Source organism: Streptomyces cavernicola (assembly GCF_029968035.1).
Taxonomy (GTDB): Bacteria; Actinomycetota; Actinomycetes; order Streptomycetales; family Streptomycetaceae; genus Streptomyces; species Streptomyces cavernicola.
Window position 1 is genome coordinate 63,901 of the sequence record NZ_JASCIQ010000028.1, and the last position, 15,286, is coordinate 79,186.

A 15,286-nucleotide genomic window follows, 5' to 3' on the forward strand; every position below is an offset into this window, starting at 1 on the left:
CAGCGGACAGCTCCGGAGGCTGCCGCCGGATCACGTGACCCGACGGAGGCGCGGGGAGGTGAAGCCTCAACTATCCCTGTGACCAGCACCTTTGGCCTCCCCAGGTCGATTGTCAGTGGTCGCCAGTAGGTTCTTTCATGTCCCCACCGATCCGGCCGGGGACAGTCCTCTGGTGCATGGGAGATGGTGCGTTGTCAGGGTGGGAGAGGTCGAGCACGGCACGGGTCATAGCGCCCGCACGGCCGCGGAAGCTCGCCAAGGTTCCGTTCGTCGAACTCGCCGACGGACGCTTGCAGGGGGTGGTCTCCAGCGGCTCCGACATCAGCCGCGTGTACGTCTCGTCGGTCACGGTGGGCGCGTTCGCGTACGCCTGCAGCACGAACAACAACCGGCCGTGCGGAGGCACCAGCAGTTCGTACTGCAACCACATCCGCGCGTTGATCGACCAGGCGGTGCTGCAGTACGGCGCCGAGCGCGTCGCCCGCTATCTGAAGTGCGACCTCGGTGACACCGAGGCCGACGCGTTCAGCCTCACCCAGGCCATGGTCGGCACGCACCCGATGCCGGGCGACAGCAACGCCGCGGCCACGGTCTTCAGCCGCTTCCTGCGGCACCTCGCCTACCTGGAGTTCGACGCGACCACGGCGCCCCTGCCGGAGATGCAGTGGTTCCCGCCGACGAGGGCGGTGGCCTGATGCGCACGGATCTGCTGACCGAGACCGTCGACGGCCTCGACGAGGCCCTCGCCGCCGTGGACGCCTTCGACGGTGCGCTCGCCGCCGGGCTGCTGCGGCCCCAACCCGCCCAGGCGGCAGGCCTGTTGGAGCTCGCCGACGCCGTCGCGGGCACGCCGCTCGCCGCGAAGGTCACCGAGGCCGCCGACAAGGCCGCCGCCGGCGCCGCCGACGAGAACCACTTCGTCGCGCTCGCCGCCGCCCGTACGGCACTCCTCGGCTCCGTCCACGACGCCCTCGGCGCCCGGGTCGAGGAAGCCACCGGCCGCCCGCGCGGCACGCACACCCAGGCCGACAGCCCGCGCGAACCCGGCGAGCAGGTCAACGTCCTCCTCGCCGCCCGGTCCTGGCTGTCCGACCTGGCCCGCTGCGGCTGGCAGGGCATGGACCACGACGTGGTCTCCGGCGCGGCCCCCGTCGTCTCGGCGCTGCTGCCCGAGCCCGGCCTGCGCCGGCTCGCCGCCCTCCTCGACGGCTTCGCCGCCGAACTCGCCGCCTCCTGTCCGGGCGCTTCCCTCAAGAGCGTCCCCGAGCGCCGCTGGGCCGACCTGTGGGCGCGCGCCATGCTCCTCACGGTGCCCGGCGCCGCCGACGCGCCCGAGACCGGCACGGTCACCGGCCGGCTGCTGCCCCTCGGCGCGGACGTCCAGGAGCACCCCACCGCCGTACAGGCCCAGATCCACGCCGTGTTGGAGCCCGCGGACGGCTCGGGCGCCCGGCTCGTACGGGCCAGCGTCTCGGCGCCCAAGCCGGACACGGTCGTCGGCGCGGGCCTGTGGCAGCTGCTGCGGCCGCACATGTCGCTGCTCGAAGCGCTCAGCGAGGGCCGCTCCATGGAGCTCACCGACATGCCGGTCACCGCCGAGGGCGACCTCCTGTGGAGCGACGACCACGCCCGCAAGGGCGAGCCCGCCGACGCCTTCGCCACCGCCCGCGTAGCCCTGCCCACGGCCGCCGAAGCGCCCACGGCACCCCTCGACCGGCATCCGTCACGCCTCGCCGTCCCGGTGTTCGTCGAGGGGTACGCGGCCCAAGCAGCGGAGGACGAGCTGACGTTCACGATCGCCGGGCCGGAGCTCCACGTCGACGCCGACCGCATCCCCGCCGCGTCGCCGCTCACCCCGCAGGCCGTCGCCAAGTCCGGGGCCTGCATCGGGCTGCTGCGCTGGGACGCCGGGCGGTTCAGGCTGCAGCCGCTGGCCGTGGAGTCGACGGTGCGGAAGAAGACCGTCGCGCTGCACGCCGGGGCATGGGCGGGCGGCACCACCGACAAGGTCGGAGCGAAGGGCGAGAAGACGGCCACCGACGCGGTGAAGGTGCTGCGGGAGCGCGCGGGAAGGCTGCTGCGGAAATGACCGAGCCCATCACGCCGGAGCCCATCACGCCGGAGGCCACGGCCCCGGCTGCTACGACTGAGGCCGCGGCTGCCACGCCCGAGGCGGTGGCCGGGCCTGAGGTGACGGCCGAGGACAGTCGTCGGCAGGTTCTGTACTGGCGGCTGCTCGCCCGGCTCTTCGACTCGGAGGAGCAGGCCACGCTCGAATCGGCGAGCCTCGCCGTCGTGGAGGACATCGACCTGCCGGCGGCCCTCCTCGACCCACAGGCCTCGGTCGACTCGATCGTGCAGCGCCACCCTGACCTGGCCGCCGAGTTCGACGGACTCATGGCGCCCCAGGACTCGGACGCGCAGGACGAGCGGGACCGGGCCGCCGAGGTGCGGCGCGCCGCCCTCGTCTCGAAGGTGCTGCTCAACACGTTCACCACCGGCCAAGGAACCGTCAGCGCCGAGCAGTTGGCGCGCTGGCAGTCCGACGCGGGCTGGCTGGAACGCGCCCTCGGCTGCAAGCCGGGCGACCTGCGCGGCGGCCGCCCCGGCGGCGGCGCGGGCGGCAACACCGCAGGCGGCAGCGGCGGCGTCCCCGGCGGCGTCAGCCCCACCGGCACCGGAGGCGGGCGCGCGAACCCCGACCTCAGCCGGCTCATCCCCGCGATCGGGCCCGAACTCGGCTCCATCGAAGCCGAGTTGGTGAAGCGCATGCACCTGCGCGAGGTGCTCGCCGACCCGCAGCTCGCGGCGCAGCTCACGCCCAGCATGTCGCTGATCGAGCAGCTCCTCCGGGACAAGAACAACCTCTCCGGCGTAGCCCTCGCCAACGCCAAGGCGCTCATCCGCCGCTTCGTCGACGAGGTCGCCGAGGTGCTGCGGACCCAGGTGGAGAAGTCCACGGTCGGCGCCCTGGACCGCTCCGTCCCGCCCAAGCGGGTGTTCCGCAACCTCGACCTCGACCGCACGATCTGGAAGAACCTCACCAACTGGAGCCCGGAGGAGGAGCGGCTCTACGTCGACCGCCTCTACTACCGCCACACCGCCCGCAAAACGACCCCGCAGCGCCTGATCGTCGTGGTCGACCAGTCGGGCTCGATGGTCGACTCGATGGTGAACTGCACGATCCTGGCGTCGATCTTCGCCGGCCTGCCCAAGGTGGACGTGCACCTCATCGCGTACGACACCCAGGCGCTCGACCTGACGCCGTGGGTGCACGACCCCTTCGAGACGCTGCTGCGCACCCAGCTCGGCGGCGGCACCGACGGCACGGTCGCGATGGCCCTGGCCCAGCCGAAGATCGCCGAACCGCGCAACACCGTCGTCGTCTGGATCTCCGACTTCTACGAGTGGCGCGGCGAGGAACTCTTCGAGTCCATGGCCGCCGTGCACCGCTCCGGCGCGAAGTTCATCCCCGTCGGCTCGGTGACCAGCGCGGGCCGCGGCAGCGTCAACCCGTGGTTCCGGGAACGGTTCAAGGACCTCGGCGCGCCGGTGCTCTCCGGGCACATAAAGAAGCTCGTGCACGAGCTGAAGACGTTCCTCGCCTGAGCCGAGCCGAGCCGAGCCGTACCCCGGCTCCGCCGACCATGCGAGACCTCAACTCCTCCTTCCGTAAGACCTGTTCAGAAAGGCTTGCCATGTCCGACCTGCTGCGCGCCCCCGCCGAGATCAAGTACGCCGAGGAACTCGACTGGCTGGAGTCCATCGACGACAACCCCAAGCCGTTCTCCTGGCGGCTCTCGCCCAAGATGGTCCGGCTCTTCATCGTGGGCTCCGAGCGCGCCGACGGCCTGGACCGCGAGATCGCGCCCAAGTGGTTCGGCGACCGCAGTTTCGTCGAGCGCTCCATCGTCACCCTCGCCTCGGACCGCGGCCTCCTCCTCATCGGCGACCCGGGCACCGGCAAGAGCTGGCTGGCCGAGCTGCTCTCCGCCGCGATCTCCCGCAACTCCACGCAGGTGGTGCAGGGCACGGCCGGTACGACCGAGGACCACATCAAGTACTCCTGGAACGTGTCGATGGTCATCGCCAAGGGCCAGTCGCGGGAGTCGATGATCCCCTCCCCGATCATGACCGCCATGGAGACCGGCACCATCGGCCGCTTCGAGGAGCTGACCCGCTCCACCAGCGACGTGCAGGACGCGCTGATCTCGATCCTCTCCGAGAAGTACATCTCCGTACCGGAGTTGGGCGGCGACCAGGCCGGTGAGGACGGGGACAACATCGTCTTCGCCAAGCCCGGCTTCTCGATCATCGCCACCGCCAACAGCCGCGACCGCGGCGTCAACGACCTGTCGTCGGCCCTCAAGCGCCGCTTCAACTTCGTCCGCATCCCGGTCGTGACCAACAAGAAGAGCGAGGCGGAGATCGTCCGCTTCCGCACCGAGGAACTCCTTCGCCGCCACCAGATCGAGCTCGACGTGCCGCCCACGCTGCTCGACGTGCTGCTGCAGAGCTTCGCCGACCTGCGCGCCTCCTCCGCCGCGGCCGGCAGCGACGACGAGAAGCTGGAGTCGGCCCTGTCCACCGCCGAGCAGATCGGCGTCCTGGAGGATGCGATCCTGCACAGCAACTTCTTCGGCGAACGCGCCCTCACCGCCCGTACGCTGGCGTCCTCGCTCGTCGGCTCGCTCGCCCGGCGCGAGCCCGAGGACCTGGCCATCCTCAACAAGTACCTGCACGGAGTGGTCGAGCCGCGCAGCACCGAAGAGGGCGGCTCCTGGCCGGAGTTCCTCGAGGGCGGCCGCGACGCGATCGCGACCCTCTCGTGAGCGCGCCCCACGTGCAGCCCCACGTGCAGTCCGGCGAGCAGTCCGGCGAGCAGCCCCACGGGCCGTCCCACGAGCAGCCGTTCGCCTCGCTGCGCGGCCAACTCCAGGAAGCCGCCGCCACGTTCGCCGGCGGGCAGGACGCCCTGGAGGGCATCCTTCTCGGCCTCGTCGACGACGTGGACCGTGCGGTGCGCGAACCCCTCGAGATCTTCCCCGTCTGTCACCACTCGCCCGCGTCCGCGCTCGCGATGGCCCGCAGGCTCCGGGAGAAGCAGCCCAAGGTCGTGTACCTGGAGCTGTGCGAGGACATGGCGCCGCTCCTGACGGAACTGCGCAACTGCAAGCTGCCGGTGGCCGTCCAGTCCTTCGCGACCGAGATCGACGGCTTCCCCGCCGAGTGGTCGCCGCTCTCGGTGGTCGCCCCGATCACCGAGGCCTCCGCCGAGTACCAGGCCATCGCGTACGCCCTGGACACCCCGGGCGTCGAGCTGGTCCTCGTCGACCGCTCCTCGGACCACGTCTTCCAGTGGGACGCCCGCGGCGAGCAGCACGAGCGGACCGATCAGGCGGCCGACCCGGACGCGCCGCCCGCCGAGGAGGAAGCGGCCCTGCACGGGGACGCGGTCGGCGTGGACATCGGCGACCTGCGGCCGCGCTTCGCCGAGCTGGAGGAGCACCTGCTGCGCCACGGCCGCGTCCGGCACTGGTCGGAGTGGTGGCACCAGTACGTCGAACTGCCCCTCGGCGACAGCGACCACGACACGTACCGGCAGGTCATGTTCCTCATCGGCAGCCTCTTCCGGCGCCTCGCCCCGGGCGACCCGCACCGGGTGCGGGTGGACGAGGACCGCGAGCGGTACATGTGGACCCGGATGCGTGAGCACCGGGCGGCGACCGGCGTCGACCCCGCCGACTGCCTCTACGTCTGCGGCGCGTTCCACGCGGCAAGCCGCGTCGAGGAGTTCGGGATCGAAGGGGCGGACACCTTCGAGATCAGTCCGCGCAGCGCCACCAAGTGGCAGCACGGACTGATCCCGTCCAGCCACGCGGCGATCGAGGCCCAGTTCGGGCTCGCCGCCGGCTCGGTGTCGATCGCCGCCACGGTCTGGGCGAAGAACGTCAAGCGCACCCGCGTCCAGCCCTACCGCCTCGAAGGGCAGGCGGGCACGAAGAAGTCCAGAGCCAAGAAGAAGGCCGTGGCCGCGGCCCCGCCCGTGCCGGAGATCGAGGCCGCGGACCGGCTGACCGGCTTCCTGCAGCAGCCACCCGTCCTGGACGCCCTCGACGAGGCGGAGCTGCGCGGCTGGTCGGTGGACGTCGTGCGCGCCGCCCGCAGAAACGGCTACCTGGCGTCCACCGCCGACGCCATCGCCGTGTTCGAGACGTCGATCCTGCTCGCCGGGATGCGCGACCGGGCCAAGCCCACGCCATACGACTTCCAGGACGCGGCCGTCACCTGCATCGAGAAGGACGCGGTGCCCGGACGGCGGGACGTGCGGCGGATCGTCGAGATCATGATGGGCGGCGACCGCGTCGGACAGGTCGGGTATGAGTCGCTGCCGCCCCTGGCCCGGGACGTGCACTACCGCCTCGCACCCCTCCAACTGCCCCTGGAGAAGCGGGGCGTGCAGCGGGCCCTTCTCGACATCGCGGGACGGCCGGAGCTCGAGGCCTGCTCCGACGTGCTGTGGATGCTGCGCCGCCTCCTTCCGCACGGCGCGGCCCGCCCGATCATGGGCGAGCGGAAGCTGGGCGAGCGGTCCATCCAGGAGTCCTGGGACCTGGCGCTCGGCACCCACCAGCGCGCGCTCATCGAGCTCGGCTACGAGGGCGTCAGCATCGAGCAGGTCCTGGAACAGCGGCTGCGCCGCACGGCGTACGCGCCGACGGCCACCGCCGCCACGGTCCTCGAAGCCGTCGAGGACGCCACGCTCTACCTGGGCAGCCGCCGCCTCGCCGACGAGCTGGGCTCGCACGCCCTGACGGTGCTCGCCGCGGAGCGCAGCGTCGACGGAGCGCCCGAGGTGCTGCGCCGGGTGCGCCGGCTCCTCGCCTACTACCGGACGAGCGAGCCGGTGCTTCCGCCGTGGATCGAGTCCTTCGTCAAGGCGGGGTACGCGCACTATTGCACGCTGCTGCCGGTGGCGTTCACCGACGAGGACGCGACCGTACGGCAGGTGGCGGCGATGCTGGGCTTCCTGTTCAGCATGGAGAGTCTCGCGCTGTCCCTCGGCTGCGACCGGACCCAACTGGAGCTGGCCGTCGGGCAGTCGCACCCGGAGGACCCGTCGAAGACGGCGCTGCTCTGGGCGGCGCAGACCCACCTGGGAACGCTGCCGCGGGCCGAACTGCGCTCCCGCTGCGACGAGTTGCTTGGCAATCCGCTGGTGGTGCCCTCGTATCCGCGCTATCTCAGCGGGTTCGTGCACGCGCTTGAGCCCGTGCCGGGGCTCACCGACTTCGTGGTGGAGGCGGTGTCGAACGCCTTCGGCCGGCTGCCGGACCCGGTGCTGCTGCCCTGGCTGCCGACGCTGATCACGACACTCCGCAAGGACGGGGCGGACCTGGCTCCGCTGCTGATACGGGAGGCGGGCCGGATCTTCCCCGGACGGCTCGCCGCCCTGGACGAGTGGGTTCCGCCGTGGCTGGCACAGCCCGTCGTGGACGCGGCACGGCGCGGCGGGCGTACGGGCGGGGGAGCGGGCGGGGGAGCGGCGCACGCCAAGCGCAGCACGCTGCTCGTCGCGCACCCGCAGACGTGTGACGCGCTGGCGGGGCTGCTCGGCTACGACGGCGCGTGGGCCTCGGCGGACCCGGGCGCGGATGCCGGCTCAGGCACCGGCTCAGGCACCGGCGGTGGGGGTGCGGTGCTGGTCGGCCGGCATCCGGAGACGGCGGCGGCGCTCGGGGCCCTGCTCGGCGGGTGAGTCCGTGCATGTGTCGGCACACGTGTCGTCGCGCCCGTCGATGAAGGGAAGTGCCCGAACAGGTCGCCATTTGCATTCCATTGGCGGCCGGGCGTGTAACGCGGCGGTGTTTCCGGGGCGCAGAAGAACATGAAAAAGGGGGTGCCTTCCAAGGCGTTTTACCGCTGCCCTCGGAAACCCTGCCGACGCCACGACACTTCAGATCGGATTTTCAGTGAGCCACGAGCCTGTTTCCGGATACCAGACGTACAACGGGCCGCCCGCCGGTCCCGTCGGGCCTGCGGGACCGCCGCAGCCCGAGCGCCGCGTGCGTAACGAAGGTACAGGTCGCAAGGTGGCGCTGGCGATCTGCACGGTCGCCGACATCGCGGCGGGCTTCCTCGGTCTGTGGATCCTGCTGTTCCTTCTCGAGGCGAATCAAGGAAATGGCTTCGTCGAGTTCGTGCACGATATGGCGGACTGGCTCGGCGGTTGGGCACAGGATATTTTCACGATGGACACCGAAGGCTTGCGAGTGATCCTCAATTACGGCCTGCCGGCGGTGATTTACCTCGGGCTCGGCCACGGGATAGCAGCCCGGCTCAACCGCGCCTGATCCCTGAGCGCGCGCCGGCTCGCCGGGCCGACCCGCCGCCCCCCCGCCTAGCGTGGGCGCATGAGTACCGGGATGTCCGTGGGCGCCGTTCCACGGCTGGGCGGGGCGGTGGTCGTCAGCGTCCAGTAGCCTCGCGATCGGAGGCTGAGACGCGAAAGGCACGAACCACTCGCCGGTGGGTGGGGACACGGTTGCAGCTTGGACCAGCTCCTTGAGACTCGGGTCGCCCAGAGGCGGCTCGCGGCGACTCCGCCACCCTCCGGGGTGCGCGGTAGTGGGGCGCAGTCAATCGCCCCTGTACGGAACTTCGTACTGGACGCAGCCGATCCCCTCACAGCCAGTGAGGCTCGAGCAGCAAGCCTGGTCGTTCAAGACCCGGTAGTTGACCTACAACCTCGGCGTGACCTACCAGGTCTCGGACACCGACGTCTCGGCGACCGGGATCAGGGCCGTCGTCCTGCGGCACTCGGTCCTGTCGTACGTCTTCGGGACGGGCATCCTGGCCACGGCGATCAACCTCGTCGTGGGCATCGTCACCGGCTGAGGCCCCCGGGGGCCCTAGGCCGTGTCCGGAAAGTCCCGCCCGCCCTCCGGGCGGACGACGGGACTTTACGGACACGACCTAGGGATGTGCCCGGCGGCCCGGGGTCGGGTCGAGGTAGACCCGGCGGACCGCCGGAAGCAGGGCGCGCAGACGGGCCTCGGCCTCCTCGCAGGCCGCCTCGATCTCGGCGGCGGTCGAGGCGTCGCGGAAGTCGACCTTGGCGGCGACCAGGATCTCGTGCGGGCCCTGCGCCAGCGTGGTGAGCTCCAGGACGTCCTCGACATGGTCGAGGGCGAGCAGCTCCCGGCGCAGCGCGTCCCGCGTCGGGCGGGGCAGAGCGCGGCCGATCAGGAACTCGGTGTTGGAGTGCCTGAGGGTCGCCACGTACGAGATGAGGAGGCACTCGACGCCTTGCCGTGGTGAGGGCGCGGAGGGCCCGCACAGGGCGGCGCCGCCGTCGCCCACGAAAGTGGGGACGGCGGCGAGCAGTGCCCAGATTTGACGTCCTCGTCTGTGTGAACACAGACGATTCCGGTCAGCAACGCTGCGCGCTGCGCCCTTGGGTTCCTGCTTCACTGGCCCCTGCCACCCGAGGGTGGTCTTACAAGGCCTCCACAGGCCTGACTTCCCGCCCGCCCGGCGGTAGGTCCGACAACTCCGTTGTCGGACAAAGTGACTTTAGCGGTGATGCTGGGCCCTTCGGGGCGCTGAGGTGGGGATGCCCAGCACTCCACCCTGAGGGATGGCGTGCTGGGCAAGTGTTCGGAAACGGGCGGGCCCGTAGCCGAGCGGGTGGTCCTCGTCGGCGGGCTTCTCGCTGCGCCGCAGGGCGGTGAGCAACAGCAGCTCGGTGACGGTGTCGGCGATGGAGTGCCCGGCCTCGGACAGCATGGCGCTGGAGCCGCTGATGACCCCGGCCACGGCCTTGGCGAGCGCGATGCCGAAGTTGGCGGCGGCCGCGACGACGACGGTGAACGCCGACTCGCCCCCACTGCCGGTGTCCCTCCCGGGCGCGGGCGAGAGCGCAGGCGAGGGCGAGGGCGACGGCGAGGGCTGTTCGTCCTGTGGCTGCATGCGCGGCAGTATGCCCGGGTGATGAGGAATGTCCAAGCTGGGCGGCGAGGAGAGAGCGGCCTGCGTCCGCTCGCGGGTCCGAGCGGCGAACACCGCCTTTACCTGCGGCTTTCTTTCGCGTATCCATGTCCGCATGCTGTTGCGCCAGTTGGAGTACTTGAGTGCCTTGTCGCGAGAAGGGCATTTCGGCCGCGCGGCAGAGGTCTGTCACGTCTCGCAGCCCGCGCTCTCCGCGGGCATCCGCAAGCTGGAGGCCGAACTCGGCGTGCAGATCGTCCAGCGCGGCCAGCGGTTCGAGGGCTTCACGCCCGAGGGCAAGGAGGTGTTGCAGTGGGCGCACCGCATGCTCGCCGAGCAGGGCGCGCTGCGGCACACGCTCGCGAGCATGCGCGGCGGGCTCGCCGGGGTGCTGCGCATCGGCGCGGTGCCGACGGCCCTCACCATCGCCTCGCTGCTGACCGCGCCGCTGCGGGAGAAGCACGAGCGGGTGCGGTTCTCCCTTGAGTCGATGTCGTCGCGGGAGATCGTCAGCCGGCTCAACGACTTCGAGATCGACGCCGGCATGACGTACGTCGACGGGGAGCCGCTCGGCAAGGTGCGCGTGGTGCCGCTCTACCGGGAGCGGTACGTGTTCCTGACGCCGCTCGACGGGCGGTTCGGCGGGCGGGACGAGATCGGCTGGGCCGAGGCCGCGCTCGCACCGCTGTGCATGCTCACGCCCGTGATGCAGAACCGCCGCATCCTCGACGCCTGCTTCGCCGAGGCCGGGGCGCTCGTCAGCCCGGTCGTCGAGACCGACACCGTCGAGGCGATCTACGCGCACGTCACGTCCATGCGGCTGTCCAGCGTCATCCCCCACGCCTGGCTGCACAACTACGGCGTACCGGACGGCACGCGCGTACTGCCGCTGCCGCGCCCGACCGGTTCCTGCCACGTCGGTCTGGTCCTCGCCGACCGGGCCCCCGAGTCGATGCTGGCCCGCGCCCTGGTGGAGACGGCGCGCGAGGTCGACCTGCACGGCGCGCTCGACGAGACGCTCCGCCGCCACCTCTCGCCCAGCGCCTAGTACGACCCGTCCGGCACCCGCTCCAACGCCGCCCGCACATCCGTCCTGCGGGCGACGTCGGTGAGGGCGCGGGCGAGTACGGACCCGGGTTCGCGGGCGGCGACGATCAGGCCCATCGGCATCGTGTGCGCGGGCTCGGCCATGGGCAGGGCCCGCATGCCGTGCGGCACGCCGAAGACGTGCAGCCAGGTGTGCGGCACGACGCCGGCCCAGCGACCGGTCCTGACGTGGGCGAACAGCGCTGCCACCGAGTCCGTCTCGACCCGCGGGGCGGCCTCGAGCCCGGCCTCGGCGAACACCTCGTCCAGGACCTGGCGCCCCTGCATGGCCGGGTTGAGCAGGCAGAGCGGCAGCCGCGCGGCCTCCGCCCAGCCGACCGAGGTCTGCTCGGCCGACGGCCCGAATCCCTCGGACGCATCGGCGAGCAGCACGTACCGCTCCTCGTACAGCGGGATCGCGCGGACGCTGTCCGGGAGTTCCCGGTGCAGATACGTGATGCCGGCGTCGAGTTCGAAGTTCTGCACCTGGCGGACGACGTCCACGGCCCGCAGGTCGGCCGTCACCTCGACCGTGACCAGCGGGTGGGCGGTGCAGAGCGGGGAGGTGAGCTGGGCGACCGCGCCGGAGGCGGTGGGCACGGAGCCGATCCGCAGGGTGCCGGAGAGGCCGGTGCGCAGGGCGGTGACCTCGCTCTTCATGGCGTCTCGGTCGGCGAGGATGCGCTGGGCCCAGGCGACGACGCGCTCGCCCTCCGGGGTGAGGCCCTCGTACTTCCGGCCGCGCCGGACCAGCGGGACGTCGAGGTCCTCCTCCAGTTTGCGGATGGCCTCGGAGAGGGCGGGCTGGGAGACGTAGCAGGCCTGGGCGGCGCGGGCGAAGTGCCGTTCCCGGGACAGGACCACGAGGTATTCGAGCTGACGGAGGAGCACGATTCGGGTCTACCGGACTTACCGGGTGACCGGAAGTGGCGCGAGGCGTTCGGGGCGGCTGTAGACGTTCATGGACGTGCCGCGCAGAAAGCCGACGAGGGTGAGGCCCGCGTCCTCGGCGAGGTCGACGGCGAGCGACGAGGGCGCGGAGACGGCGGCCAGCATCGGGATGCCCGCCATCACCGCCTTCTGCACCAGCTCGAAGGAGGCGCGGCCGCTCACCATCAGGACGGTGTCCCGCAGCGGAAGCGTCCCGCCGCGCAGGGCGTGCCCGATCGCCTTGTCGACGGCGTTGTGCCGGCCCACGTCCTCGCGCAGGCAGATCAGCTCGCCCTCGGGCGTGAACAGCGCGGCGGCGTGCAGCCCGCCGGTGCTGTCGAACACCCGCTGCGCGGCCCGGAGTTGATCGGGCAGCGTGCTCAAGGTCTCGGGCGTGACGCGCAGCGGGTCGTCCGCCACCGGCCAGGTCGTCTGCGTGCGGACGGCGTCGAGGCTGGCCTTGCCGCAGAGCCCGCAGGACGACGTGGTGTAGAAGTTCCGCTCCAGGGACGCGTCGGGCGGGGCCACGCCGGGGATGAGGGCGACGTCGACGATGTTGTACGTGTTGCCACCGTCGTCCGTCGCCCCCGCGCAGTACCGGATCGCGGCGATGTCCTCGGCCCGCCGGACGACGCCCTCGCCGACGAGGAAGCCCGCCGCGAGGTCGAAGTCGTGCCCCGGGGTGCGCATGGTGATCGTCAACGGCCGCCCGCCGACCCGGAGTTCCATCGGCTCCTCGACGGTGAGGGTGTCGGGCCGGGTGGACTGCCGGCCGTCCCGGATGCGCAGGACGGGCTTGCGCGCGGTCACACGTCCCATCAGACGCTCCCCGCCGCCGCGCCCTGCGACTCCTCGGACCCGTTCTCCGCCTCGGACGCCTCCGTCGTACGCGAGGGCTCAAGGCGTACGAGAACACCCTTGGAGGTCGGGCAGTTGCTGATGTCGGCGACGCTGTCGAGCGGCACCAGGACGTTGGTCTCCGGGTAGTAGGCCGCGGCCGAACCCTTGCTGCTCGGGTACGAGACGATGCGGAAGCCCTCGGCGCGCCGCTCCCGGCCGTCGTGCCACACGGTCACCAGGTCCACCAACTCCCGGTCGGTCAGGCCCAGTTCGCGCAGGTCGTCCGGGCTGACGAGGACGACGCGGCGGGCGTTGTGGATGCCCCGGTAGCGGTCGTTCGGCGCGTACCAGACGGTGTTCCACTGGTCGTGGGAGCGCAGGGTCTGCAGCAGCAGGTGGCCCGGCGGGATGTCCGGCATCGTGAAGTCGTTGCAGGTGAACCGGGCCTTGCCGGTGGCGGTGCGGAACTCGTACGCGTTCACCGGGTTGGGCAGCGTGAACCCGCCGGGCACCGAGACGCGCGCGTTGAAGTCCTCGAAGCCGGGCACGACCCGCGCGATACGATCCCGGATCGTGCCGTAGTCCCGCTCGAACTCCTCCCAGGGCAGGGCCGGTTCGTCGCCGAGCGTGGCGCGGGCGAGGCGGGCGACGATCGCGACCTCGCTCAGCAACTCCGGGGAGGCGGGCGGCAGCTTGCCGCGCGAGGCGTGCACCTCGCTCATCGAGTCCTCGACGGTGATGAACTGCTCGACGCCGTCCTGCACATCACGGTCGCTGCGCCCGAGCGTGGGCAGGATCAGCGCCGTGTCGCCGCAGACGGTGTGCGAGCGGTTCAGCTTCGTGGAGACGTGCGCGGTCAGCCGGCAGCCGCGCATCGCCTCCTCCGTCACGGCGCTGTCGGGTGTGGCGCGGACGAAGTTCCCGGCGACGCCGAGGAACACCTTGGCCCGCCCCTCGTGCATGGCGCGGATCCCGTCGACCGCGTCGAGGCCGTGGTGCGCGGGCGGCGTGAACCCGAACTCCCGCTCCAGGGCGTCGAGGAAGGGCTGCGGCATCCGCTCCCACACGCCCATGGTGCGGTCGCCCTGCACATTGCTGTGTCCGCGTACGGGGCACACGCCCGCACCCGGCCGGCCGAGGTTGCCGCGCGCAAGGAGGAAGTTGACGATCTCGCGGATGGTGGGCACGCCGTGCTTGTGCTGCGTCACGCCCATCGCCCAGCAGACGATGATCTTCTTCGCGCCGAGGACCCGGTCGAAGAGCTCGTCGATCTCCTCGCGGGGCAGACCGGTCGCGGCCAGGACGTCGTCCCAGGACACCTTGCGGGACTGCTCGGCGAACTCCTCGAAGCCCGAGGTGTGGGCGTCGATGAAGGCGTGGTCGAGGACCGTGCCGGGGGCCGTGTCGTCGGCCTCCACCAGCATGTGGTTCAGGGCCTGGAACAGGGCGAGGTCGCCGCCGGCGCGGATGTGCAGGAACTGGTCGGCTATCTCGGTGCCGCGGCCGATGACGCCGCGGGCCTTCTGCGGGTTCTTGAACCGCATGAGCCCTGCCTCGGGCAGCGTGTTCACCGCCACGACCTGGCCGCCGTTGCGCTTGGTCTCCTCCAGGGCGGACAGCATGCGCGGGTGGTTGGTGCCCGGGTTCTGGCCGACGACGAACACCAGGTCGGACTCGTGGATGTCGTCGAGGGAGACGCTGCCCTTGCCGATGCCGAGGGTCTCGTTCAGTGCGGAGCCGCTCGACTCGTGGCACATGTTGGAGCAGTCCGGCAGGTTGTTCGTCCCGTACGCGCGGGCGAACAGCTGCAGCAGGAACGCCGCCTCGTTGTTCAGCCGCCCGGACACGTAGAACAGCGCCTCGTCCGGGGAGTCCAGGCCCTTGAGTTCGCCGGCGAGCAGCGTGAACGCCTCGTCCCAGCCGATCGGCTCGTAGTGCGTGCCGCCGGGGCGCTTCACCATCGGCTCGGTGAGGCGGCCCTGCTGGTTCAGCCAGTAGTCCGACTTGCCGTCGAGCTCGGCGATGGAGTGCTCGCGGAAGAACTCGCGGGTGACCCGGCGCGAGGTCGCCTCGTCGTTGATGTGCTTCGCGCCGTTCTCGCAGTACTCGTTCAGGTGCCGCTTGCCGGCGGGCGGCTCGGGCCAGGCGCAGCCCGGACAGTCGATGCCCTTGGCCTGGTTGATGTTCAGCAAGGTCAGCGCGGTGCGCCGCACCGAGGTCTGCCCGAGCGAGTACTGCAGGGCGTGCGTCACCGCCGGCACGCCCGTCGCCCACGACTTCGGGGGAGTGACCGCCAGGTCGTCGACCGGATCCTCAATGCTGCCCATGTGCCGCTCTGCCTCTTCCCCTGATGCGTGATGCGTGACGCGTGCCGCACGCTGCCGGAAAAGAGCTTCCGCCCAGCTCGGAGGGCAAGTCAAAGAGGGACTTTCGATGACCT

General features: G+C 71.3%; 10 protein-coding genes and 2 pseudogenes. 8 read left to right on the plus strand and 4 right to left on the minus strand.

The features are described from left to right. Window positions 1–191: 191 nt before the first annotated feature. The 7 genes and pseudogenes from QIS96_RS24770 to QIS96_RS24800 form a co-directional block, all read left to right on the plus strand. Entirely contained in the window at window positions 192–695 is a 504-nt protein-coding gene (locus QIS96_RS24770) for a hypothetical protein (RefSeq protein ID WP_408907246.1), read from the plus strand. Continuing rightward, window positions 695–2,089 (plus strand): hypothetical protein, encoded by a 1,395-nt coding sequence (locus tag QIS96_RS24775; protein WP_282544981.1) that lies wholly within the window; start codon window positions 695–697, stop codon window positions 2,087–2,089. The genes QIS96_RS24770 and QIS96_RS24775 overlap by 1 nt, the downstream gene beginning before the upstream one ends. Continuing rightward, window positions 2,086–3,609, plus strand: a complete 1,524-nt coding sequence (locus QIS96_RS24780; protein WP_282544942.1) for a VWA domain-containing protein — start codon at window positions 2,086–2,088, stop codon at window positions 3,607–3,609. Before QIS96_RS24775 ends, QIS96_RS24780 begins: the two co-directional genes overlap by 4 nt. Before the next feature lie 89 nt (window positions 3,610–3,698). Then, window positions 3,699–4,832 (plus strand): ATP-binding protein, encoded by a 1,134-nt coding sequence (locus tag QIS96_RS24785; RefSeq protein WP_282544943.1) that lies wholly within the window; start codon window positions 3,699–3,701, stop codon window positions 4,830–4,832. A 23-nt stretch (window positions 4,833–4,855) separates the two neighbouring features. Next, window positions 4,856–7,759, plus strand: a complete 2,904-nt coding sequence (locus QIS96_RS24790; RefSeq protein WP_456316880.1) for a hypothetical protein — start codon at window positions 4,856–4,858, stop codon at window positions 7,757–7,759. A 202-nt stretch (window positions 7,760–7,961) separates the two neighbouring features. After that, window positions 7,962–8,354 carry a hypothetical protein gene (locus tag QIS96_RS24795; protein WP_408907248.1) on the plus strand — a complete coding sequence of 131 codons (393 nt, stop codon included), beginning with the start codon at window positions 7,962–7,964 and terminating at the stop codon, window positions 8,352–8,354. A 385-nt stretch (window positions 8,355–8,739) separates the two neighbouring features. After that, window positions 8,740–8,898 (plus strand): annotated as a pseudogene (locus tag QIS96_RS24800) (DUF1345 domain-containing protein); the annotation flags it as partial. A gap of 78 nt (window positions 8,899–8,976) precedes the next feature. Here the strand turns inward: QIS96_RS24800 and QIS96_RS24805 are convergent. Further along, window positions 8,977–9,972: pseudogene (locus QIS96_RS24805) on the minus strand (cation diffusion facilitator family transporter). Between the two features lie 133 nt (window positions 9,973–10,105). Here QIS96_RS24805 and QIS96_RS24810 point away from each other — a divergent pair. Beyond that, window positions 10,106–11,038: a LysR family transcriptional regulator gene (locus QIS96_RS24810; protein ID WP_282544944.1), complete on the plus strand. Its 933-nt coding sequence runs from the start codon at window positions 10,106–10,108 to the stop codon at window positions 11,036–11,038. Here the strand turns inward: QIS96_RS24810 and QIS96_RS24815 are convergent. From QIS96_RS24815 to QIS96_RS24825, 3 genes are read right to left on the minus strand one after another with little or no spacing between them, the layout of a single operon-like run. Then, a complete protein-coding gene (locus QIS96_RS24815) occupies window positions 11,035–11,967 on the minus strand; it encodes a LysR family transcriptional regulator (protein WP_282544945.1) in 933 nt (310 codons plus the stop codon). The two genes, QIS96_RS24810 and QIS96_RS24815, sit on opposite strands and share 4 nt — an antisense overlap. Window positions 11,968–11,985: 18 nt before the next feature. Beyond that, window positions 11,986–12,825 (minus strand): formate dehydrogenase accessory sulfurtransferase FdhD, encoded by an 840-nt coding sequence (fdhD, locus tag QIS96_RS24820; protein ID WP_282544946.1) that lies wholly within the window; start codon window positions 12,823–12,825, stop codon window positions 11,986–11,988. Further along, a complete protein-coding gene (locus QIS96_RS24825) occupies window positions 12,825–15,173 on the minus strand; it encodes an FdhF/YdeP family oxidoreductase (RefSeq protein ID WP_282544947.1) in 2,349 nt (782 codons plus the stop codon). The genes fdhD and QIS96_RS24825 overlap by 1 nt, the downstream gene beginning before the upstream one ends. Window positions 15,174–15,286 lie beyond the last annotated feature (113 nt).

Bases quoted from the DNA above. Each gene is read 5' to 3' on its own strand.
- QIS96_RS24775 (WP_282544981.1), top strand. From the start codon at position 695: ATGCGCACGGATCTGCTGACCGAGACCGTCGACGGCCTCGACGAGGCC.
- QIS96_RS24780 (WP_282544942.1), top strand. From the start codon at position 2,086: ATGACCGAGCCCATCACGCCGGAGCCCATCACGCCGGAGGCCACGGCC.
- QIS96_RS24785 (WP_282544943.1), top strand. From the start codon at position 3,699: ATGTCCGACCTGCTGCGCGCCCCCGCCGAGATCAAGTACGCCGAGGAA.
- QIS96_RS24810 (WP_282544944.1), top strand. From the start codon at position 10,106: ATGCTGTTGCGCCAGTTGGAGTACTTGAGTGCCTTGTCGCGAGAAGGG.
- fdhD (WP_282544946.1), bottom strand. From the start codon at position 12,825: ATGGGACGTGTGACCGCGCGCAAGCCCGTCCTGCGCATCCGGGACGGC.
- QIS96_RS24825 (WP_282544947.1), bottom strand. From the start codon at position 15,173: ATGGGCAGCATTGAGGATCCGGTCGACGACCTGGCGGTCACTCCCCCG.